A 21,115-nucleotide genomic window follows, 5' to 3' on the forward strand; every position below is an offset into this window, starting at 1 on the left:
CGAGGGGCACCGCGGTGAAGAGACGTATCAACGTCGCGATCGCCGGTCACGTAGACCATGGTAAATCCTCGCTGCTCGAGAGCATCACCGGGGAGTTTCCTGACAAAGAGGAGTTCGAGCTCAGCCGCGGTATCACTGCGGTCATGAAGGTGATACCGACGGAATGGAAAGGCGTAGAGATACGTTTCATCGACACGCCGGGACACTCGGACTTCAGGGAGGAGGTGGGTAAAGCGCTGTTAGTGTCGGACGGCTTAGTGCTCGTCGTGGCGGCCGACGACGGCGTGCAAGCTAGGACGGAAGTCATCATCGAGGAGGCGAAGGAGCTCGGGCTGCCAGTGGTCCTAGCGGTAAACAAGATGGACAAGGAAGGGGCGGATTTCGAGCGTGTAGTCAGGGAGGTCAAAGAACGAGGGCTCGAACCCGTGGCCGCCGTCCCCACGTCGGCCAAAACGGGTGAGGGAATCGAGGACTTACTGGACGCTATCGTGGAACACATCGAACCGCGCGGGTGGGGAGACCCGGACGAGGAGACGGCTTTCCTCGTCGTCGACGTCGGAGAGCGGGAAGGACTCGGTTCGGTAGCTACCGGAGTGGTGCGTGCGGGTACCCTGAAACCTGGGGATGAACTCCGATACGAGGGAGAGGTCTATAGGGTTCGGGCCCTCCTCTCCCCGGACGAGAAACGAATGCAAGAAGCTCAGCCGGGTGACGTAGTACTGGTCGCGATGGACCGTGCGCCGGAGACAGGAATCCTTCTTACGGAAACAGGAGGGTACAGGGTCGAGAACCCCGAGGACGTGCGCCCTTGCGTCCGGTACACTGTCGAGGTAGACGACTTGAGGAAAGCCCGTGATATTCTCGAAGACGTAGAAAGGAGGAACCTCGGGGTCGAAACCGAGATCATCGATGAACGCCGCATTAAGATCTCGTGTCTCGGTGACGTACAATTCGACAAGATCCGCTCGGAGCTCGAGGGAGCGGGAATTCAGGTAGAGGTTACGTCCAGAGAGTTCGAGGGGGTGAAGACCGTCGGTGGAAGGGCGGTGGGTCGCTCCGGTCCGGTCGAGGTCGAGGTGCTCCCAAGAGCCTCTGAAGGCGTTCGGGTGTTCAAGCGGGGCAAGGATCGCGCCACCACGAAGGAGATTACAACGGTCCACCTAGTCGCGGAGGAACTCGGACTGGACGGACTCGTCGTGAACATACTCTCCGAGGGCGAATCCCCTCCCGAAGCTCTAGCGGATGCTATCGCGGCGGCGATTGAAGAGGTCGGGATCTTCGAACTGTACCCGATCGAGAACGTACTTATTGAGGTAGACAACGTCGGGAAGGCAGCTTCCCTGGTGTACAAGCACGAGGGGCAAGTCATCGAATCGGACGAGTCTTCGATCAAGGCGATAGTGCCGGCGCCGCGGCTTAACGAGCTCGTGAGCGATCTCATGACGGAGACGTCGGGACGGGCGAGGATACGACTGATCTCGTCCGCAGGTGCGGGTGGCCCGATACTATCCGTGGATCCGGGCGAGGTGAACTTTGGGATCGCGTACATCCCCAGAAGAGGTCCTTGCGACGTCACCTCCGTCAAGCTAACCGGGCACACCCGTGACGCCAAGGTGGAAGAGCTGAGGCGTACACTGAAGATGTTCTTAGCGGACCGAGAAGAACCGAACCTCGTGTACGTCGGTAACGGACCAGGTCACGATGTGGCTGTCGAAGCCGTAGTGGATGTGCTTCCTGAGGTCGAGATAGTGTTAGTCGACGAGCGTGAGACGACGAAGGAAGCCGTGTACAGGTTATCGTCGGGCAAGCTCGAGAACGTTCGATCCAGGGACCTCCGGGATCACGGAGTAGCGGCGCTCGCGATCGCACGTCGCGGACAACTCGGTCGTAGGGTGAAGAAGCGCGTGGATCGTGAGACGGTCAGACGAGCCGTCGTCACGGCCTTCGGAGGTGGCTCTCGAAGGTTTGGCGATTACTCCAGACTACCGATACGCAATCCGGAGGAGTTGGAAGAAGGGACGATGCTACAAGTGAAGGATCCGAACGCAATCACGACTGGGCTGTCGAAAGGCGAAGTAGTCGTGTTCCACGGTTGGAGGGAGGACGGAGGGATGATCGCGTCGACGTTGACCGGAAACCGGGTGATCATCAAGCCGCGAGACGGTCGGTCGCTGAAGAACCCGCGTCGGTTCTTCGAGGTGTTCAGGCCGGTGAAGCCGAAACGAGGCTCGCAGAAAGGAGAGGGGTGAGCCGAAGTGTTGGCGTTGTTCCCCTGACGCACCCGTTCACGATCACCCCTGAAGACTTCCGGAGCGTTTGGCGTTGGATCAAGATGTCGGGTATTATTCGAGTGTACACCGACAGCGAGTCGTTAGCAGAGCTGCTGAAACGGCCACTACTCAGGGTCGTCCGCTCCTCACTCCGACCACCTACGGTCTCGTGGGCGGGTCCTTGCCCGGAAGAGGACCTTCGAAGAGCCGGTGCCGAGGTCGAGATGAACGAATATCGGCCGTTTGAAGCCTCGAACGTCCTCGCACTGTGTACACGAACGTTTGCGCTCTTCCTGAAGGGCGTCCGGGGAAGTACTGTAGGGTTGGTAGGGTTCGGGGACCTCGACGATCTCCACCGTTACCTGGTCGAACTGGGATACCCGCGCACGTTCAAAGCGACGTCCACGCTCATGTTACGTCGTCGGGGATTAGAGGTGGACGAATTGTGGAAATTGTTCCCGGCATGGGTGGGGGACGAGGTCGAACCGTTGCTCCGAGAGACACTCAATTCCAACGTCGCGGAGGACCTCCTGGAGGAGGCGAGGTCTCTGACGTCCTCACTGGGACCGAGAGTCCGAGACCTCGAGACCACACCCACCGGACGCTTGCTACTGGCATCCTCTCAGACCGTGTGGGTCGTGAGGGGGGCGCTGAGCGGATGATCTTGGGAGAGCACGTACTACGGGAGCTGTTCCCCGACTTGGACGAGAACCAGTACCAGCCAGCTGGCATCGATCTCAAGCTGGATAGGGTTTTCCGTCTCGAGGGTCAGAGTGCCCTGTTGGAGGGCGACGATAAGCGGCTACCGGAGTATCGCGAAGTCGAAACCGAAAGTGGGGTGTTCGAGCTCGAACCGAATGTCCCTTACGTACTCGAGCTGGCACCCGAGCTCGAGGTCCCAGAAGACACTGCCGCCCTATTCCTACCGCGATCTACACTATTAAGATCCGGTGTCTCCGTACATACGGCTCTCGGCGACCCGGGTTTCAGGGGTAAGATCAGGGTTCTCGCCGTCAATCACCACACGGCACCGTACCGGGTAGCCCGTGGAGAACGTGTCGTTCAGGCTGTGTTCCTCCGGGCGGAAGATGCTGGTCGGTACGAGGGGAACTACGGCCGATGACAGTAGTAGTGGTCGTGCGGAAAGGTAAACTGGTAAGATCGGCGTCCGGCGGCGTGCTAGAGGCCGACTCGTCGTCCACCCTCGTTCTCACGGAGGAGATGAACCTGTTGGTAGACACCGGAAACGAGGACCCGAAAGGACTGATCCGCGATCTCGAGCCGTACGGCGTCGACGCCGTTATCTTCACCCACGGACATCGGGATCACGTAGGTAACGCCCGGACGATCGCCGAGGCGTTCCACCCGGAATTCTACGCGCACGAGAAGGAGGTTGGATCGATCCCCGTCGACGTGGACCCTATCGACTCGTTCGACCCGCCCGAAGGTGTCGAGATCATCGAGACTCCGGGTCACACCCCTGGTCATATATCCGTAGTCGTGGGGGGCCGGATCGTGATCGCCGGGGACGCGTGTCCGACTCCCGACAACGCGCTGAAACGCGTACCGCCGGCTGTCAGTTGGGACCGCGAACTCGCGGAAGACTCCCTCGAGAAGGTTCTGTCGTACCCGGTCGTTATACCGGGACACGGGGTACACCTTAGGCGGTGAAGGTGAAGGTAAATTATCTGGTGTACACGCCCGTGGTATCGTCAGCTGGATATAGCTGACGTTAAAGGATGATCCACAACGACGAACGGCTCGAAGACCCGGTACGGTTCTCCCACCTCCTCGGCCCCTCTTATAGATCCACAGACATCTGGCCCATCAGCCGTGAAGGTTTTTCCGCGCGACGGGGTGATACGCCCGGGGTAGCGGTGTCCGTCGTCCGTTGGTCCCTTTACGTCAACTCGGCGGTGATTTCGGCGGCGGCAGCCCTGATGCTCCCGAACGTACCGGTATACGTATACAGTCGTGGCGGGGATGAGCTCGCGGCCAGCCTAGTCCTATCGATGTTCTCGATCACGATGACTATCACCTCTTTGGCTTCAACGAGCCTCCTGGAAGGAGTTCGAGCTGGTATCCCTATATGTTTGGGATGTCTGGGATACGGTTGGGCCCTTCTACCTTTCTTCGTTCACGGCTCGATAGCGTCATTGACTCTCGCCAGAGCCCTTCAAGGAGTCTGCTCTGGATTCTCTTTCCCAGCTAACGTGGCCGCCGCACTACAGTTGGGACGTTCCGTAGTGTCCAAGAACAATTTCTGGTCCAACGTCGGTTTCATCACCGGCTATTTGGCTTCTTCCCACGTACGGGACCCGTTCGGTATCTGCTCGGTCCTCAGCGTACTCGCCGCGGTCTTAAGTCTTCCACTGTTGACGCTGAGGATCCAACCGTTGGAAGACGTAAGCGCGTATCACGGGTATCCGGTGGCGTTCGGAGCTGCGCTCGCACTTACGCTGGCCTCGACACTACCCAACTCAGCCATCACACTCCTTGCCCCCAAATACGGAGGTGATTACGGGCTCGTAATCGCCATGATGACCGCGGTCGGGGGAGTAGCTCAACTTCTAGGTCCCAGGCTCGGTGAACTCGAGTCAACACTGCTGGCGACCGTACTCTGCGTGGTCAGTGCTGCTCTCGGCTACTCGATAGCGAGCGTGCTCGCGGCCGGAACCGCCACAGGTCTCATGTACTACGCGGCTAACGTCTACAGCGGTGGAGGTAGGGGAGTTAGGGCCGTTTCCACGGCAATAGGAGTGGGTTACGCCGTGAATCAGACGATAGTGGGAGCGATCCTGTCCGCGGGACTCGACGGTTGGAGGTTCGCCACTCTCGCGGCGGCGGCGATAACACTGGTATCTCTCCTCGGGGTGAGGCGTTGAGCCGCGTCGAGGAGCGCCTTCAGGAAGTTCGTAGAGGTGCGCTGATAGGGATCTACGGAAACGTCCTTTTATCGGCTCTCAAAATAGCGATAGGATATATCGCCAGCAGCTGGGCGTTGGTCTCCGACGGCGTTCATTCCCTGGGAGATACCGTATCTTCCGTAATGGTACTCTTGGGCGCCAAAGTCGCCCGAAAACCGCCGGACGCCCGTCACATGTACGGTCACTACAAGGCCGAAGCCCTCGCAGGACTGGGAGTTTCCATGATGGTCACGTTCACGGGTCTTCTACTGCTATGGGAGTCAATGATGCGTCTTCACAACCCGGAACCACCGACTTCCACACTGCCCTTAGCGGTGGCCCTCGGAACCGTGGCGGCTAAGGAAGGTATGTACAGGTACACACTGAGGCTGGCCGAACGCATAGGAAGCTCGGCGCTGAAAGCGGACGCTAAGCACCATCGCAGTGATGCCCTATCCTCGGTGGCTGCTAGCGTCGGTATCGCCGGAGCACTCTTGGGATATCCATGGGCGGATCCCGGTGCCGCGCTCGTAGTCTCGCTGATGGTCGCGCACATGGGTCTGGAGTTGTGTTGGGAGAGCATCCACGAGCTTATGGACGTGGCTCCCGAGGACGAACTACTCGAGCGCGTTCACGAGATCGTGGAGAACACACTTCAAGACGTTGATTTTGACGTTGAACTCATCGCGGTGCGTGGCAGGAAGATGGGTCCGGCCTACCATTTCGACGTTTTCATAGCCGCGGATCCTGAAGCACATCTCCAGGAACTCGATGTCGTCAGGAGACGGATCGTGAATGGGATCCGCCGAGAAATATCCGCCGCCGAGCTCGTAACCGTGGAATTCGTCCCAACGTAAGCATATAGTTCGAGAACCAGATTCACTTTATGTGCACTCTTAACTATCTAAGTGCCCCTTCACCATCGGCGAATCACGCGGTGATAGGATACGCTGTCACCGTGGCTCATTCGAGTTCATTCGACATAGTCTGAATACCTCCGAGAAAAGTCCACGTAGACTGTCGAGTCGCGGAGTGGCTGGGTGGTCTCGATGCTAGCCGTGGCCGTCGCCGGAGTTCGAAGTGGCTGCGGTAAAACCTCGCTCTCGATAGGGTTGGCGAGGGCACTACGTGAGGAGGGAATCCGGGTACGCCCCTTTAAGGTAGGTCCAGATTACATAGACCCTACGTACTTGGAAGTCGCGGCCGGTCGGGAGGCGTTCAACCTGGACGTCTGGATGATGGGAGAAGGCGGCGTGGTAGATGCTTTCGAGAGGTATACACGGGGATGCGATGCGGCGGTCATAGAAGGCGTGATGGGAATGTTCGACGGGCACGGGGAAGGCACTATCGAGGGGAGTACCGCCCACGTGGCGGCCCTTTTAGGCGTCCCGGTGATTCTGGTAGTGGATTGTAGGAGTTACGCCACGACGGTCGCAGCCGAGGTCCGCGGGTTCCTGGACATGGCCTACGAAATCGGAGCCAGACTCGAAGGGGTGATTCTCAACAGGGTCGGGAGCGAGCGTCACAGGCGACTGCTAATCACAGCGCTGAGACGTTACTGTCCCGGTGTTCGGGTGTTCGGGATAATCCCCAGACTCGAGGACGCCGTCATACCGGACAGACATTTGGGCCTCATCCCGGCGGACGAGCGCAACGGGTTCGCCGAGCGGGTGGCGGAGTACTGGGGTGAGGTTGTCGCCGAACACGTAGACCTCGACGCGCTCCGAGAGCTGGAGGTCGAAGGATCCTCAGTAGAGCCCAGTCCACCCCCCGAACCGGAGCGAGTCGAAGCCAGAGTTGCGGTAATCTCGGGCCGCGTATTCACCTTCTACTACAGGGAGAACTTGCGCTTTTTAGCGGAATCCGCGGAGATCGTGCCGGTGGATCCAGAGAAGGATCGGCTTCCGGACGTCGACGCCGTGTACATTCCGGGCGGATACCCAGAAGTGTACGCAGATAACCTCGACGGCCGGTTGATGAGGGACCTCCTGGAGTTCCACGAGGAGGGAGGTAAGATCCTGGGAGAATGCGGAGGACTGATGTACCTGTGTTCAGAGATAGTGGACGCGGATGGAAATCGTCATGATATGGTGGGAGTGTTCGATGCGGTGGCACGGATGCGGGAACGGTTGGCTGCGCTGGGATACGTCGAAGGTAGTGTGACTGACGCGCACCCGTTTGCACCGTCCGGATCCGAGATCCGTGGTCACGAGTTCCACTACTCAGTAGTGGACGTGAAGGAGGATCTGGAGTACGCGTACAAACTCTCACGGGGAACCGGGGTAGAGGATGGCCTAGACGGACTCGTTAAGGGGAACACGGTAGCTTCGTACACGCACCTCCACATCAGGTCGGACGGTGGTGTGTTCCAAGGTCTGGTGAAATAGGGGGTTCCGTCGGGTGGTGGCCGAGATCACAATAGTGGTGGACAACCGGGTCGGTATGGTCCGCGATCCTTACGTCGCCCGACACGGTCTGGCGATCGTCGTGGAAACCGACGACTCGCTGATACTCTTCGACACCGGTCCTTCCGCGAATGTTTTGGTTAACAATTTGAAGCTGGCAGGATTCGACGTGAGCTTCGACCACGTAGTGGTATCTCACGAACACTGGGACCATACGGGCGGTTTGGAAGCCGTTGAGGGAACCGTTCACCGACCCGGCGGCGGAGAGGAGACCCTCGACGATGTTGTCGTGACGAGGACGTTCGAGGGAGAGTACGAGGGTAGACCAATGCCAGAGCAGGCGTTGATCGTTGGGAACGTAGCGCTGATAGGATGCTGTCATTTCGACTTGGAGGAGCTACTGAACGAGTACGAGCCGAGGACGGTGGTCGGCGGCCTGCACCTGATGGGTGCCACCGAAGAGGAACTAGAGCGGACTGCCGAGCTGTTCTGGGAATACGGGGTTCGAGAAGTTTACGCGTGTCATTGTACGGGACTCTCGGAATCTGCATACTTGGCGAAGGTCGTAGGTGGAGAGCCGGCGTACGTGCCGATGCGGATTTCGGAGAGGCTCTGATCTCGGTCCCCCAAGGGACGCCTCCCCATCTCTCGTCGGAACCCGCCCGACAGGTCATCCCGGTCCTCAGGAACCACCGTTTCGGTCGTCGTCGCCCTGTAGGTGCGTATCTCATCGGCGGATTCAGCCGCCGCGGTAGGAGGGCCTCCGATCATCCGGACGTCACCAGCGACGGGCCTCATCACGCCTCAACTCGGGCCACGAAGAAACCGTCGGTATCGTGACGATGCGGCCAGATCCTGCGAGCTTCCGGCATCCTTATACCGGGCGAGGCCCATTCCAACGGGACGTCTACGAGCTCGAGGTCCCGGTAGCGCCGAACGAGACGTTCGATCAAGCGCTCGTTCTCAGTTAGCGTGATCGAACAAGTGGAGTACACCACTCTTCCTCCCGGCTTCAGCAGCCTCACGGCGACCTTCAGGAGCTCCCACTGGAGCTGAGCCCACTTGGTCGGTTCGCCGGTTGTCTCCCGATCCCACCTCTTCTCAGGCTTGGAATAAACGGACCCCGTGCCCGTGCACGGCGGGTCGACGAGGACTAAGTCCGCGATCCCCTCACCCAGCTGATCGGGCGCGTCGCGCGCGTCCATGCGCAGTGTTTCCACGATATCGTCCGCGTGGAACTGCCTGACCCGCTTCTTCAGCGTCTCGAACCTCTTCGGGTGCATGTCGATCGCGATGATCTCCCCGCAACCTTCCATCAGCTGGGCTAGATGGGTGGTTTTCCCACCTGGAGCCGCGCACAAGTCGACGACGGTCATCCCGGGCTCAGGTTCGGCGGCGTGAGCGACGGCTGCGGAGGCCTTCGTCTGAGGGTATACTACGCCCTTCTTGAACTCCGGAGTCTTGATGACCGGTGTTCCGGCGGACCTTACGCGGAGTACATCTGGTACGTCCGGGTCCCGTTCTGCTTCGATTCCCCTCCTTTTCAGCCGTCTCACGACTTCTTCAGGGTCGGATACTAAGGTGTTGACACGGACGTACCGGGCAGGCCTCCGGTTGCAGGCTTCCAGGAACCTGCTCAACTCGTCCATGCTGTCAAAGGCCGAGCGCACGAGCTCCACGTACCACTTGGGGAAGTTATAACGGGCCGCGAAGCGGGCCGTAGGGTCCCTAATGGAACTTACGACTTCCTCGGGGCTCACACGCTCCACCTGCCTGAGAATGGCGTTGGCGAAACGGGCGTGTTTAGGCCCGACGCGCTCCTTGACGACGTCCACTACTGCCTTAGTGACTGGCCCAGGGTGCTCACGACGCCAGTGAATCTCCCACGTACCTACCCGTAAAGCGTTACGGAGATACGGGTGAAGGTCCTCGACCGTGGAACCGCGGAGGACGTTATTGAGGACTAGGTCTACGTTACCTAGAACTCGTACGAGCTCGTGGGCTAAAGCCTGAACGAACCTATGTCGGCGTTCATCAATACCGCGAAGTGCGTTACGAAGGGCGGCTTTAAGCGAGTAACCTCGCTCTTCCATGTCTGTGAGCGCGTCGACGAGGGTTCCGATGACGGCGCGTATGGGAGGGGAGGCCCCCATTACTCAGGTGGTATAGTCATTAGGCGCTCCCTGGCCTTCTCCGGACCCAGCTTCTTCACGGTCCTGTTGTACGCGTAGTAGAAGATGAACGGTCCCGGCACCATCAGGGCGATCCACCAGTAGAAGCTCGTCGAATCGCTGATGGCGATCTCACCCAGGAAGAGTAAACTCAGCACGGTACCGATGGCTCCCAACCAGTTAACAGCCTTCTTGGTCTTGTCACCCAACGGGGCCTTCTCGTAGATGTCCGGTCTCACGAACTTCCAGACCAGTCCGGTCATACAGATGAACAGATATGTGAACAGTAGTGCTACCGTCGTGATGTCTACGGCCGCCAGGAACTCACCGACCGCCCACGTCAGGATCACCGAGATTATCATTAGGACCGTCAGCGCCCAGTGCGGGGTACCGAAGCGCTTGTGCACCTTGGCGAGCGCCTTCGGGAACATCCCGTCGTAGGCCCAGGCGAACGTCATCCTGCTAGTCGACAGGAACATCGGCGGCAGGTCGCTTAGCAGCGCGATAGCGGCTACGAACGCCACGTATCCCGCGAGTGCGCTCGGCATTATCGGAGCCATCGCCTCGGGGACAGTGAAGTTACTGCCAGCCTTGTCGGCGAGCGCCGCCTTAGCGTAGATGTACTCCCAGGGCACGGCGTGGTACACCGCGGCCGAGTACAGCAGATAGTACGCCGTGATGATTCCCAGTGCGATCAGCATGCCTCTGAACACAGTCTTCTCCGGCTTCTTGACCTCACCGGCCGCCTGCGTACCCGTCTCGAAACCTACATACGCGAACACCAGCGTCGCTGCCGCCGAGAATATCGCGCTGAGGGTGCCCACGTCTTTCGGTAGTCCTCCAGCCTGAGATATCAACGATTTCAGTGCGGTCGTTCCGCCTATCGCCTTGAGGTACTCGGCAGGGGAGTGTGTGAATCCATACCCGACGACGATGAAGAAACCCGTCAGTAGGATGAAGAACATCACATCGACGACGGCTTCATAAATCCGGATTCCTAAGACGTTGACTAGCCACGTGAAAATGATGATGGCTGTCGCCACTTCGAGGGTATGGGCGTTGAGCCAGTTTCCGGCTCCTGGTGCACCCCAGAACTTGCACATCGCAGCCAACAGTGCCACGTCTCCGATCGCGATCGCTACGAAGGCTCCGATCTCACCCACGAATCGGCTCCAAGAGCTGAAGAATGCCAAAAACGGGTCGAACAGTCTGCTCACGTACGTGTAGTGACCGCCTGCCCGTGGAACAGCCGCGCTGAGGGCTCCTGCTACGATACCGGCTACTAAGCTCGGAACGGCTCCGATCAAGAACGCCAACGGAACGTAAGGACCGACTCCCGGTGCCTTGACTTGTATCATACACGTCAGGACGTTGATTCCTCCTCCGATCACGGTGCAGCAGATCGTTGAAATGAAACCCAACATGGTAAGCTCACGCTTCAGACCCACCTTCTCCAATTCAGCGTCTCCGGTCACTTCTGACCACCACCCGGAAATCGTTTTCCGGTTTTATTGCGTCTACCCCGCAGAGTCGGATTAATGCCGATTATAACCTTTCCGGTTCATCACCGACCTTTGAGCGCTCCGCGGGACTTTAAAAGTCGGAACGCCTTTCTCACGGCACGCCTGATTACGTCCCGCTTTCCGAGGCCGCCTAACGCTTTGGCGGCCTTACGAATGCTTCCGCATTCTACTAAGAGCTCCAATAACTCACGGTCCCGCGGGCTCATGGGGATATCCTCCTCGAGGGCCAGCTTGGCGATCTTGATAGGATCGTGGCCCTCGTACGGAAGGTGTTCTGAAAGGATGGGTTCGTCGAAGCGCTCTACCCATTTGAACTCGATGATAGTGACAATATCGTCGTCCCGGAGGTTCGGGTAGTGATCCCGAAGGGCCTTCAGCAACTCCTCACGGTTTTCGAACCCGTCGAGCTTAGCATCTTCGTCCGTCAAATCCCTGACTCTCTTTGTTCGAACGTTCGTGATCCTGACTTTTCCGTACACGTAGCCACCACAGTGAATGTACACCACTTTACCGGGTCGCGCTCCAGGAACACGTCCCACTCGGATCGTCGCTCGTTTCTCACCCCGGAGGAGCTTATCCCTGTACTCACCACTTATCTCTATGTGCTTCGAGATTCCGTAGGTCATGGGGGCGTGGACCCCGGTTCACTGCGGGGGTGGTCCTTCGAAGTCCTCCAGATCGTACTCGAACTCCTCGTCTTCCTCCAGACGATCCAGCTTTTTCAGGAGCTCGCGTGCCAACAGCCAGTACACCAGGGCCAGTGCCTTCCTGCCCTTGTTGTTCGTCGGAATCGCCAGGTCCACGTTACCTGTGAAGTTGTCCGTGTCGCACAGTGCCACGATCGGGATCCCGACGCTCTGTGCCTCGACGAGTGCCTGGAAGTCCGCACGCGGATCTGTGAGGACGATCACCTCGGGCTCCAGATATCCATCGTACTCTGGGTTCGTCAGTGTTCCGGGCACGAACCTGCCCGGAATCGCGGTAGCCCCGGTGGCCTCTGCAAACTTACTGACAGGCTTCTGACCATAATAACGCCTGGATACTACAAGTATCTCGTCGGTATTGTACATGGACAGGAAGTTGGCCGCGATCCGGATGCGCTCGTCGGTCTTACGTACGTCGATGACGTGGAGTCCGTCGGCCCGCGTCCTGTAAATGAACGGTTCCATATCCTTCGTTTTCTGCTGGGTACCGATGTGCACGCCTGCCGCCAAGTAGTCGTTCAGCGGAACGAGCAAATCGTCGTTTTCAGACATCGAGTCACCCCCGGAAGATACGTCAGGGGAGAGGGATTACACCTCGACTACAATGGCACCGTGTGGACAAGCTTGCTCGCAGAGGCCACAGCCGGTGCAGTCATCCTCGTTCACGACGACCGGCTTGTCGTCCTCCTCATCAAGGACGTCCATTGGACAGGCTTCGATACATTCGCCACACTCCGATACTCCGACGCACGCATCGTAGTCGATCACGACCTTCGGCACCTTCCCTTACCCCCATACCCTCTATCTCCGGATCACCACGACGGGCACAACGCCCTCGTCGAACTCCCTTTTAGCAATTTCCAGCGGGTCCTCATCTCCTTCGACCTCTACCAGCACTGGTGACCCCATAGCGATCTGGAGGGCACGTGCTCCAACGATCCTTGCGATCTCGAATCGCGTCAAGTCCTCCATAGGATGCTCCCCCGTGGATCTTGGGCCAGAGCTGTTTATACGTTGCTTGAGAACACGACACGTGAACTCTAGAACTCAGATAGTGAACAAGGCTCTTCATCCCTTACGCGGGACTCGGATAAGTGTGTGCCCGTGACCCTCCGAGGGCACTTCAGAGGGTGAACGATCTAGAGCTCGACCCGATTGAGCTCCTGAAGGATGCCGTAGCCACTCCGAGTGTGACCGGAGAGGAACACGAGATGGTTCGTCTCCTGACGGAAGTGTTAGACGAACACGGCGTGCCTTACGAGGTAGACGATATGGGCAACGTCCTCGCTGGTGATCTGAGCGGGCTGATACTGAACGCGCACCTCGACACGGTCCCTCCTGGTGACGGGTGGGAAGTTACGGACCCTTTCGATCCCACAATCCGCAACGGGAAGCTGTACGGACGCGGTGCGGCCGACTGTAAGGGAGGACTGGCAGCTGCGACGGCGGCGGTGGTTCAAGGGCACTACGAGGAAGTGCCGATAGGCTTGTTGGCGACTGTCGGGGAGGAATCGAGTAGTGAAGAGGACAACGGGGCCCTCCACGTCTGCAGGACCCGTGAGTTAGAGGCCCGAGCCGGAATAGTGTGTGAGCCGACGGACGGTCAAGTTCACGTGGGTGATCGTGGGAGGATTACCCTTCGAGTCACGGTGCGTGGTCGCAGTGCCCACGCCTCGACCCCGGAAATGGGGAAGAATCCCATAGAGGCCGCAACTCGCGTCGTGGAGGAACTCTCCAAGATGAGACCCACGGAGTACAGGCTGCCGGGAATCGGCATCGTGAGGTCGGACTTAACGGTCACTGGAATCGAAACGGACGGACCTTCGAACGTGATACCGGAGCAGTGCGAGATGACCGTGGATTACAGAACGGTACCTGGGGAGAGTGCGGAAGAAGTGAAGAGGCGAGTCGAAAGGGCCGCCAAGCGGGCCGTACCCTCGGGGTTCGAAGTGAGTGTGGGTGTAAAGTCGGCTTCTCGGGCCACAGTTGTGAACGTTGAGGCGCCAGTGGTTAAGGCCGCGGTAATCGCCGCTCGTAAGGTCGGCTTACAGGGTGAGCTAGATTTCAAGCGGGGGCACTGTGACATCGAGTACTTGGTGCATGAAGCCGGACTAGACGCCGTTATACTGGGTCCCAGCGGTGGAAACATACACGGACCGGACGAGTGGGTCAAAGTGGAGGATGTGGTGCGATGCGCCAGAGCCTATCTGACGTGTGCGAACATCCTCCCTGCACCTTACTAGCCGGGAGCCATCAAGTCTAGGACCAAGTCGCTGAACTCTTCCTCCATCTTAATCGGATCGGCCGCCGGCAGTCCGAACTCGTCCTCGATCCTTTCACACACTTCGCGGACTTCTTCCTCACAATAGTCCTTGCCGTTCACGCTCACGAACTGCACCCTCGCTCCCGTGAGCAGCGTGACCACTTCGACGACGTCCTGGAGCTCGTTAAGCAGCTCCGGTCGTGTGGTTACGACTACGCGGTCCGGGTCGCTACCTAGTAAGATAGTGAGAGCGGCTAGGGACCCACCACGTCCCGTCCCCACTTCTAACGGGTCAGCGGTGATCCCTGTCTGCGCACCCACGAGGATCAAGTCGGGTTCGTACTCCTCGTCCAGCTTCTTCACTGCACCGTAGACGGTACCGGCCGCGTGAGCCATCGGTAGGACCTGTGGGATTACCATAGCCTCCGAACCCGTAAGCAGGCTGCTAGGTTCGGTCCCTACCGAGCGTACGTTGATACCCTCTTCCTCCAAGATCCTCCTGGCAGTGTTCAAGGTGGTGAACTTCCCTGTACGGCGGCCTGTACCTACGATCGAAACTACATCGGCGTTCACGCCCTCCTCACGCGCCTTCATTCCGTAGTGGAGGTATTCCAAGTACAGTTCGGGATCGCTCGTGTCAAAGTACTGGACCCCTCTCTTATGGGCTTCTAACCTCCAGTTCGGATCCTGAGCAACCATGTGGAGACGACCCATGTTGTACACATTAACGCCTTTCACGACGGCCTCGTCCACAGCCTCTCTCCATTTGAGGTAATGCACGTCCTCATCGAAGACTTCCTTGGTCCATATCAGCCACTCCGCTTCCTCGAGTAGTTCCCCGAGATCCTCTATCGGTCTTATCTCGAACTCGGGAACGTCGTCACCTACCAGCTCTTTGGTTGTTTTTCCGACCTTCCTATCCCGATAGTCGCAAATACCGACGATCTCGATGTCTGCGAACCTCAGGATCCCGGCGGCAACCTTAGTGAACGGCACCATCACGGCCCGAGTGACTTCGGGATGTTCCAACGGATCCACCCCGTCCGGATGCTGTAGCGGGGTTCAATCGGTGAGATCCACGATTGTAAACCTACGCTTCGGGTTCTCGTACTCATCTCGACGCATGTTCAGCACGATGACGCGGCCAACCGTGGGACTTATCCCGACCTTTTTCTGGAACTCAGTCTGTTCTTGGAAAGTCGCCGTCGATATCACGTTACAACCGTTCCAGACCTCGACAGCGCTCACGTGGGTGTGTCCCACGGCGAGGACGTGCGGAAATTTCCGTATCACTAGGCGATCCTCTGGAAGTGGAGCTATCGGGACGGACCCCCCGTATATAGGTACCAGGTGACGCGCGCGGAGGCACAGCTTGACAGCTTTCCTCACCCCGTCTGGGTTGTGTTCCGCGTCGGGGTGATCGATGATTATATCGTCCAGGGACTGCCCGTGGAACAGGAGTACGTCTAGTTCTCCGTGGATCCGCACGAGCGCAGGGTTGGACGGCAAGTGAACGCCGTCGAGCTCGGTGAGTGGTTGAGCCGGATCCGAGGAGCTGAGGCTCGGCTGTGGGAGCGCTTGTCGGATGGCATCGTGGTTCCCCGGTATCACGATCACTTCGATCCAGTCCGGCAGGAGTTCCAGGTACTCCGCGAACCGCTGGTATTGCTCGTCTATATCTGCGATCTCGAGCTCTTCGCGCTGACCTGGGTAAATCCCGATCCCGTCGACCACGTCTCCGGTCACTATGACGTACTTCACGTGACCAGCTACGGAGTCGTTCGGGTTGTTCAACCATTCCAAGAACCTGCGGAAGAGATCCTCCCTGAACTTCTTCGATCCGATGTGCACGTCTCCGATGAAGACGGCCTTCACGTCGTCCTCCACGGCCGGAACTCGACTCTTACGGTCTCCCTCACCCGGTAACGTCACCTCACCGTACCGGTCGCCGACGAACACAACAGGACCGCGCTCGACTTTGGCGAACCCTTTGACACCGATCACCATCCCGGGAGCGACGTCTCGCCTGACCTTCTCCGAGATTTTCGGGGCTTTAGATTTCGAGATCACCACCCTGACCTTTCCCACTTCATCCTCCAAGTCGAGCAAGAACGCGCGCTCCGTTTCCCGTAAATCCGTCACCACTCCGGCGACGCAGTAATTCCCGGGCTCACGGCGCGCCCGCTCCACGAGCTCCTCGATGTTCTTTACCCATTCCCCGTCGAGCTTGGCTTTAACGAGCGGTCGGAGTTTCTCGAGGCGATCTCGGAAGTGCGCCACGAATCCCTTCACACTACCGTCCGCGGACACGGAACGTACCTCTTCGAGGATTTCCACTTCCGCATCGACCTCGGCGGCAGGGGGCAACTTGGAGGGACGCTCCACCCGCGGGCGCGCCTCATGTTCCTCTTCACTTTCTTCCGCTCCGAGTATTTCGTAAACGTCCCCTTCCATCCCCTCGAGGAAGTCCGGATCCACCTCTCCTCGAATCAGCTTGGCGGTGAACACGGGAAGATCCACTTCATCCGACCTCTCAAGCATTTCGGGGATATCGTCGTCTCTCAGCTTCCGGAGCGCTTCGGGTGTTAGGAGTACGCCGTACTCTTCCGCGACCTTGCGCGCCAGTTGTTTAGCCTTTTCACTTTTCACGGAACTACCCCCGAAACGGGATTAAGATGGGATCGGTGTGGCCGTTCGGGGGCCGGCCCGGGTTGCGGTCAGTGGTATGGACGGTGCGGATAGCGGCCGCCGCGATCATCCTCGTAGCGATGACGGCTTCCGGCTTCCTTTTCGCCGTGTCGCTGACCGGGAAGTCCCCGGTCGACCCTCAGTTAGTTATGAGGATGTCCTCCGACCTGGCGCGAGGTGACTACGATGCGTTCAACCGTGATTTCGCAATGGCGTATCTACAGTTAACGTCTAGACTCCACGAAGGTTTACAAACGTTACTAGAATACCTCGGAATTAAGGCCAGATTCATAAAGGAAGAAGTTAAGGAGAAACTATTCAGGTATAGGGTCAGGGCCGCTAATTCGGAAGATGTTTGCACTAAGTTGATGGAACTAGCGCATGTTGATGATATTGCTAAAGGTAAGTTAATGGTATACGCGGATACAAAACCCGAACCGAATAAGGGTACAAAAATACTAATAAAAGCCGTCGGATATGTGGAAAGAGTGAAGATTAAGGGGGAAACTATAATTATATATTCGACACCTTACTACATTGAAGCTGAGGGAATGGGAGTTTACAACGAGGATAAAGAGGTTGTTGTCGATGTGAACACCATCAAGCTTCGGCAGGTGAGAAAATTATGAAAGTGCCCTCTAGCTCGTTTGCGGGATTGAGGAGAACCGTCGCAGAACTGTGTAAGGAAGTACATCGGACCGGTCTTACGATAGGAGGATCAGGGAACGTTAGCGTGCGCTCCGGTCGCTACGTAGCGGTATCGCCCTCCGGGTTCAGGTTGTCCGATGTGCGCCCGCGGCACGTGCCGATCGTCGACATAGAGGGTCGCGAAGTCCTGGGGGTCACGAAACCCACATCGGAACTGCTCATGCACTTATCCATCTACCGGGAAGTCGGTAATGGGGTCATAATTCACACTCATTCACCATACTTGACGGTGCTGGTTCACTCCGGGAACCGCCCGCTGGAGACGGAGGACATACGGAGATCCGTCGGAGAAATCGTATGGGTGGAATACCAGCCGCCCGGAAGCGAGCGTCTAGCTGAAGCCGTGGCGGAAGTAGCCCGTAAACCCATGGTAGCCGCACTGGAGCGTCATGGCGGCCTCGTCGTCGCGGATAGACCCGATGCGGCCTTGAGACTCGCGGAAGCCTTAGAAGGGGCAGCCAGGTTGGCGGTATTTAAACTTCATCCTTAACTTGTTCGAGGGTCGCTATCACTTGCAAGAGCACGGTGCGGGCGTATTCGGGCGTGTTTTGGTCGTTTACAACTTCCTCCAGGGTAGAGATAGCCGTGCTGGCCCGGACGCCTGGGGACTGTCCCTCTTCTTTCAACGCCTCGATCGCCTGCTTAGCCGCGCGGCGCACGTTCCTCGGGATCTGGTCGTCTTGGATAATCCGCTGTTCCAACAGGGTGCAACACTGTTCGAACTTCTCCTCGTAGTCCGACAAGTCGCCACCCCCCCTCCGGTGAGGGCTGTTGCCGGGCTTCCGACACTTTGAAAAAAATCTTTCGGAACTGGATCTCGGGGGTCGTTCCTTATGCGTTCCGTGACAAACCGAGACGTAATCGAGGTGCTGATGAACGTATACAACTTGACAGAACGGCAGGCTACAGTCTCGGTCATGAGATCGGAAGGGATGTCGTATCGGGAAATAGCTGAGGAGCTAGGCATTACGGTATCGGGTGTAAGAAATCACTTAGAACAGGCTCGGATGAAGATGAAAGTAGATAATGACTTCCAAATGGCTAGGATCATAGGCAAGCTCGAAATGAGTTTAGGACCGGCGCTAGTTATTGCTATAGTGCCGGTCGATAAGTCGGAGGATGTGATCAATAGACTAATTCAGGAAGGCGAAGGAGTTACGGAAATGACTGGACGTGGCGGGTACACAGGTGAAGAACAATCCGTCCTGTTTATTATCACAGAGAACGAGAAGAATGTGCGTGAGATCATTGAAGAGGAGGTTGGACGAGAAGTCCCGATGTTCGTGATGAGGGCACCGACAGCGTTCCCTTCACACTGAGGGGGGAACCCGTCATCAAAAGGTCAGATCTGAACAAGATGGCGGAACGATTGCTCGCGGGACACAAAATGCTTGGTATCCACTGCCCCGAGTGTAAGGTACCGCTGTTCCAGGACCCGAAAACGGGAACCGTGAGCTGCCCAATCTGCGGAACGGAGTTCGAGGTGATAGAAGAGGAGAAGGCGGAGAAAGTCAAGAGAGAAGCGAAGGAGCGCAGGAAGCGGGCCGAAAATGGGAAAAGGAAAACGAAGCGGGTGAAAAAGAAACTGGATAGTGGCAAAGAGGAACGGGAACCTGAGAAGGAAAAACAGAAACGTAGGCAGGAGCTCCGAAGTGGTGAGGACGTACAGAAGGTTGTCCTTCAAGTGGTCACCACCAGGTTGAAGCGGGCCGCCGAGACGAAAGATCCGGAACACGCTTTGCGGGAGCTGGAAGTTGCCGAGAAGGCACTCGAGATTCTCAAAAAGCTGTAAGCTGGTGTTCGTGGGGGTGGTAAACCGCCAGTTCTCGGAGCTAGCGATCGAGTTGGAGCTCGAAGTAGGTGCCGTTCAGTTCTATGACCCAGATGACCAGCCGGGCGACGTCATGTCGTACGTACGGGAAGGGCCAGGTAGATTACTGCCCAGGTTCAGACCTCCGAACTATCGGTGGCTGATTAGGGCGCTCGAAGAACTTCAGCCAGATGTGATGGTACCCACCTCGGAGTTCGCCGTCGAAGCGGCGTTTAGGACATCCAAAAAGCTCGGCGCGGAATACGCGGGCAACGAGCCCGAGGTAGTGAACATCGCGGCGGACAAGTTGGAGCTGTTCAGTAGACTCTCCGACGTCCTTCCCATGCCAGAAACCTCGGAAGATCCATCGGAGCTCGACGTCGAGACCTTAGTCGAGAAACCCGTACGGGGAGCCGGTGGCCTAGGAGTTCGAAAGGTGAAACCCGACGAAGCCGATCCGCGCCCGGGCACGATCTTCCAGGAGTTCGTACCTGGTCGTCACGTCAGCGTGACATTCGTCTCCGACGGGTCGGATGTCAAGGTGCTATCGGTCAACGACCAGCTGATCAACCTGCGATCCGAGTATTCTTACAAGGGGAACCTCGTACCGTCTCCGTACTACCTGGTGCCGAGCGTAAGGGAGGAGGCACGGAAGGTCTGTGAGGTGTTAGTGGACGAGTTGGGCTTGGTCGGTTTGAACGGTATCGATGCCGTACTCAACAAGGATGGACTCCACGTCATAGAGGTTAACCCTCGACCGACCGCGGTTACGGAGTGTCTGGCACGGGTATCATGGGACAACCCCATTCGCCTTCACCTGCGAGCCTTCGATGGTAGCTTGCCAGAACGATGGAAGATACGAGGCTGGTCGTGCAAGAGGGTCATATACGCCCCGGACACGGTGCGCGTGCCTTATCTCTCATGGGCCCGAGACAGACCACGTCCCGGTACGGTTATCCCTCGGGGTGAACCGGTGTGTTCAGTCATCTCCTCCTCGAGTACGCCTTCCGGGGCCAGATCGATGGCGAAGCGTTTGGAACGGATGGTGGTGAACCGCTTAGAGCGTGTGTCGTCGACGCCACCCACGGAGGGTTGGTACTGAGCGACGAACTGCATGAGATGGGACACGAGGTCGTACTCGTCGATGTCTACGGGACGTGCGATGAGGCCCGGCCTTACCCGATCCTCCGTCGGGCCTTCGGAGGGTTCGATTTCATTGCCGTCCCAGTTCACTGTGGCGTGGATTTCGGAAACGTAGAAGGGCCGCAGGTAACTCATCACGCACTCGCCGGAGCCCTCGCGACTCGCTACAAGCAGGACTTTCTCTTCGAGGTTACCGGAGTAAGAGGGAAGACGACGACCGCGACTTACCTCGCGTGGATACTGGAGGAAGCAGGACACCGGCCGGCTCTGTCGACTACGGACGAGTCTCCAGTAGGTCGTCCCTCGGTCACGCCTGCCCGCGTCCTCGAAGTAGTACGCGAGACGAGCGGACCCTACGTTTGTGAGGTCTCGTTGGGGATCACTTCGGCGGCGGACTACGCGGTATTCACAGGGGCCCCTTACGACTACCCGATAGCCAGCGGATCGTCGTCCGCACTCCGCGCGAAGAAGAAGACGTTACTGGAATCGGGTGCTGAGGTAGTGGTCGAGCACCGTGAAGCAGT

General features: G+C 58.1%; 23 protein-coding genes. 14 read left to right on the forward strand and 9 right to left on the reverse strand.

Annotation, left to right across the window (positions count from 1 at the left end):
- Positions 1-14: 14 nt before the first annotated feature.
- The 8 genes from BW921_RS01110 to BW921_RS01140 all read left to right on the forward strand — a co-directional run bounded on the left by BW921_RS01110 (position 15) and on the right by BW921_RS01140 (position 8,197).
- Positions 15-2,249 (forward strand): GTP-binding protein, encoded by a 2,235-nt coding sequence (locus tag BW921_RS01110; RefSeq protein WP_168168619.1) that lies wholly within the window; start codon positions 15-17, stop codon positions 2,247-2,249.
- A gap of 101 nt (positions 2,250-2,350) precedes the next feature.
- The gene (locus BW921_RS07740) at positions 2,351-2,932 is read left to right on the forward strand and encodes a hypothetical protein (RefSeq protein WP_168168620.1); all 582 of its coding nucleotides are present in this window, start codon (positions 2,351-2,353) and stop codon (positions 2,930-2,932) included.
- Complete coding sequence (locus BW921_RS01115) at positions 2,929-3,393, forward strand: deoxyuridine 5'-triphosphate nucleotidohydrolase (RefSeq protein ID WP_168168621.1); 465 nt, start codon at positions 2,929-2,931, stop codon at positions 3,391-3,393. Before BW921_RS07740 ends, BW921_RS01115 begins: the two co-directional genes overlap by 4 nt.
- On the forward strand, positions 3,390-3,941 hold the full coding sequence (locus tag BW921_RS01120; protein WP_148688215.1) for an MBL fold metallo-hydrolase: 552 nt from the start codon (positions 3,390-3,392) through the stop codon (positions 3,939-3,941). The genes BW921_RS01115 and BW921_RS01120 overlap by 4 nt, the downstream gene beginning before the upstream one ends.
- 206 nt (positions 3,942-4,147) lie before the next feature.
- Positions 4,148-5,155 (forward strand): MFS transporter, encoded by a 1,008-nt coding sequence (locus BW921_RS01125; protein ID WP_148688216.1) that lies wholly within the window; start codon positions 4,148-4,150, stop codon positions 5,153-5,155.
- Positions 5,152-6,033, forward strand: a complete 882-nt coding sequence (locus BW921_RS01130) for a cation diffusion facilitator family transporter (RefSeq protein WP_168168622.1) — start codon at positions 5,152-5,154, stop codon at positions 6,031-6,033. Before BW921_RS01125 ends, BW921_RS01130 begins: the two co-directional genes overlap by 4 nt.
- A gap of 192 nt (positions 6,034-6,225) precedes the next feature.
- Positions 6,226-7,563 carry a cobyrinate a,c-diamide synthase gene (locus BW921_RS01135; protein WP_148688218.1) on the forward strand — a complete coding sequence of 446 codons (1,338 nt, stop codon included), beginning with the start codon at positions 6,226-6,228 and terminating at the stop codon, positions 7,561-7,563.
- A 13-nt stretch (positions 7,564-7,576) separates the two neighbouring features.
- A complete protein-coding gene (locus tag BW921_RS01140) occupies positions 7,577-8,197 on the forward strand; it encodes an MBL fold metallo-hydrolase (protein WP_148688219.1) in 621 nt (206 codons plus the stop codon).
- A gap of 181 nt (positions 8,198-8,378) precedes the next feature.
- Here BW921_RS01140 and BW921_RS01145 read toward each other — a convergent pair whose 3' ends face one another.
- The 6 genes from BW921_RS01145 to BW921_RS01170 form a co-directional block, all read right to left on the reverse strand.
- Entirely contained in the window at positions 8,379-9,734 is a 1,356-nt protein-coding gene (locus BW921_RS01145) for an RsmB/NOP family class I SAM-dependent RNA methyltransferase (protein ID WP_148688220.1), read from the reverse strand.
- Positions 9,734-11,227, reverse strand: coding sequence for an APC family permease (locus tag BW921_RS01150; RefSeq protein WP_088334746.1), 1,494 nt, complete (start codon positions 11,225-11,227; stop codon positions 9,734-9,736). The genes BW921_RS01145 and BW921_RS01150 overlap by 1 nt, the downstream gene beginning before the upstream one ends.
- Before the next feature lie 89 nt (positions 11,228-11,316).
- A complete protein-coding gene (locus tag BW921_RS01155) occupies positions 11,317-11,901 on the reverse strand; it encodes an ASCH domain-containing protein (RefSeq protein ID WP_088334748.1) in 585 nt (194 codons plus the stop codon).
- An 18-nt stretch (positions 11,902-11,919) separates the two neighbouring features.
- Complete coding sequence (gene rpsB / locus BW921_RS01160; RefSeq protein ID WP_088334750.1) at positions 11,920-12,531, reverse strand: 30S ribosomal protein S2; 612 nt, start codon at positions 12,529-12,531, stop codon at positions 11,920-11,922.
- 36 nt (positions 12,532-12,567) lie between these two features.
- Complete coding sequence (locus BW921_RS01165) at positions 12,568-12,759, reverse strand: ATP-binding protein (RefSeq protein ID WP_088334752.1); 192 nt, start codon at positions 12,757-12,759, stop codon at positions 12,568-12,570.
- Positions 12,760-12,780: 21 nt separating this feature from the next.
- A complete protein-coding gene (locus BW921_RS01170) occupies positions 12,781-12,951 on the reverse strand; it encodes a DNA-directed RNA polymerase subunit K (protein ID WP_011019948.1) in 171 nt (56 codons plus the stop codon).
- 122 nt (positions 12,952-13,073) lie between these two features.
- Between BW921_RS01170 and BW921_RS01175 the strand changes: the two genes are divergently transcribed.
- Complete coding sequence (locus BW921_RS01175; protein ID WP_168168623.1) at positions 13,074-14,222, forward strand: M20 family metallopeptidase; 1,149 nt, start codon at positions 13,074-13,076, stop codon at positions 14,220-14,222.
- On the opposite strand, the gene BW921_RS01180 is transcribed toward BW921_RS01175, so the two are convergent.
- Positions 14,219-15,271, reverse strand: coding sequence for a DUF1611 domain-containing protein (locus tag BW921_RS01180; RefSeq protein ID WP_148688222.1), 1,053 nt, complete (start codon positions 15,269-15,271; stop codon positions 14,219-14,221). The genes BW921_RS01175 and BW921_RS01180 overlap by 4 nt on opposite strands.
- Positions 15,272-15,304: 33 nt before the next feature.
- Positions 15,305-16,891, reverse strand: coding sequence for a DNA-directed DNA polymerase II small subunit (locus BW921_RS01185; RefSeq protein WP_148688223.1), 1,587 nt, complete (start codon positions 16,889-16,891; stop codon positions 15,305-15,307).
- Between the two features lie 83 nt (positions 16,892-16,974).
- Here BW921_RS01185 and BW921_RS01190 point away from each other — a divergent pair, with 83 nt between their 5' ends.
- Both BW921_RS01190 and BW921_RS01195 read left to right on the forward strand, forming a co-directional pair.
- The gene (locus BW921_RS01190) at positions 16,975-17,559 is read left to right on the forward strand and encodes a hypothetical protein (protein WP_148688224.1); all 585 of its coding nucleotides are present in this window, start codon (positions 16,975-16,977) and stop codon (positions 17,557-17,559) included.
- On the forward strand, positions 17,556-18,128 hold the full coding sequence (locus BW921_RS01195) for a class II aldolase/adducin family protein (RefSeq protein WP_148688225.1): 573 nt from the start codon (positions 17,556-17,558) through the stop codon (positions 18,126-18,128). Before BW921_RS01190 ends, BW921_RS01195 begins: the two co-directional genes overlap by 4 nt.
- On the opposite strand, the gene BW921_RS01200 is transcribed toward BW921_RS01195, so the two are convergent.
- A complete protein-coding gene (locus BW921_RS01200; RefSeq protein WP_148688226.1) occupies positions 18,112-18,381 on the reverse strand; it encodes a UPF0147 family protein in 270 nt (89 codons plus the stop codon). The two genes, BW921_RS01195 and BW921_RS01200, sit on opposite strands and share 17 nt — an antisense overlap.
- 90 nt (positions 18,382-18,471) lie before the next feature.
- Here BW921_RS01200 and BW921_RS01205 point away from each other — a divergent pair, with 90 nt between their 5' ends.
- The 3 genes from BW921_RS01205 to BW921_RS01215 are packed head-to-tail and all read left to right on the forward strand — an operon-like array spanning position 18,472 to position 20,550.
- The gene (locus BW921_RS01205; RefSeq protein WP_148688227.1) at positions 18,472-18,957 is read left to right on the forward strand and encodes a sigma factor-like helix-turn-helix DNA-binding protein; all 486 of its coding nucleotides are present in this window, start codon (positions 18,472-18,474) and stop codon (positions 18,955-18,957) included.
- A 38-nt stretch (positions 18,958-18,995) separates the two neighbouring features.
- Positions 18,996-19,430, forward strand: coding sequence for an Sjogren's syndrome/scleroderma autoantigen 1 family protein (locus BW921_RS01210; RefSeq protein ID WP_148688228.1), 435 nt, complete (start codon positions 18,996-18,998; stop codon positions 19,428-19,430).
- Entirely contained in the window at positions 19,393-20,550 is a 1,158-nt protein-coding gene (locus tag BW921_RS01215) for an ATP-grasp domain-containing protein (RefSeq protein WP_168168625.1), read from the forward strand. The genes BW921_RS01210 and BW921_RS01215 overlap by 38 nt, the downstream gene beginning before the upstream one ends.
- Positions 20,551-21,115 lie beyond the last annotated feature (565 nt).

This window comes from Methanopyrus sp. SNP6, from assembly GCF_002201895.1.
Classification (GTDB): Archaea; JAADCQ01; Methanopyri; order Methanopyrales; family Methanopyraceae; genus Methanopyrus.

Bases quoted from the DNA above. Each gene is read 5' to 3' on its own strand.
- rpsB (WP_088334750.1), bottom strand. From the start codon at position 12,531: ATGTCTGAAAACGACGATTTGCTCGTTCCGCTGAACGACTACTTGGCG.
- BW921_RS01120 (WP_148688215.1), top strand. From the start codon at position 3,390: ATGACAGTAGTAGTGGTCGTGCGGAAAGGTAAACTGGTAAGATCGGCG.
- BW921_RS01145 (WP_148688220.1), bottom strand. From the start codon at position 9,734: ATGGGGGCCTCCCCTCCCATACGCGCCGTCATCGGAACCCTCGTCGAC.
- BW921_RS01205 (WP_148688227.1), top strand. From the start codon at position 18,472: ATGCGTTCCGTGACAAACCGAGACGTAATCGAGGTGCTGATGAACGTA.
- BW921_RS01135 (WP_148688218.1), top strand. From the start codon at position 6,226: ATGCTAGCCGTGGCCGTCGCCGGAGTTCGAAGTGGCTGCGGTAAAACC.
- BW921_RS01170 (WP_011019948.1), bottom strand. From the start codon at position 12,951: ATGGAGGACTTGACGCGATTCGAGATCGCAAGGATCGTTGGAGCACGT.
- BW921_RS01195 (WP_148688225.1), top strand. From the start codon at position 17,556: ATGAAAGTGCCCTCTAGCTCGTTTGCGGGATTGAGGAGAACCGTCGCA.
- BW921_RS01210 (WP_148688228.1), top strand. From the start codon at position 18,996: ATGGCGGAACGATTGCTCGCGGGACACAAAATGCTTGGTATCCACTGC.
- BW921_RS01115 (WP_168168621.1), top strand. From the start codon at position 2,929: ATGATCTTGGGAGAGCACGTACTACGGGAGCTGTTCCCCGACTTGGAC.
- BW921_RS01155 (WP_088334748.1), bottom strand. From the start codon at position 11,901: ATGACCTACGGAATCTCGAAGCACATAGAGATAAGTGGTGAGTACAGG.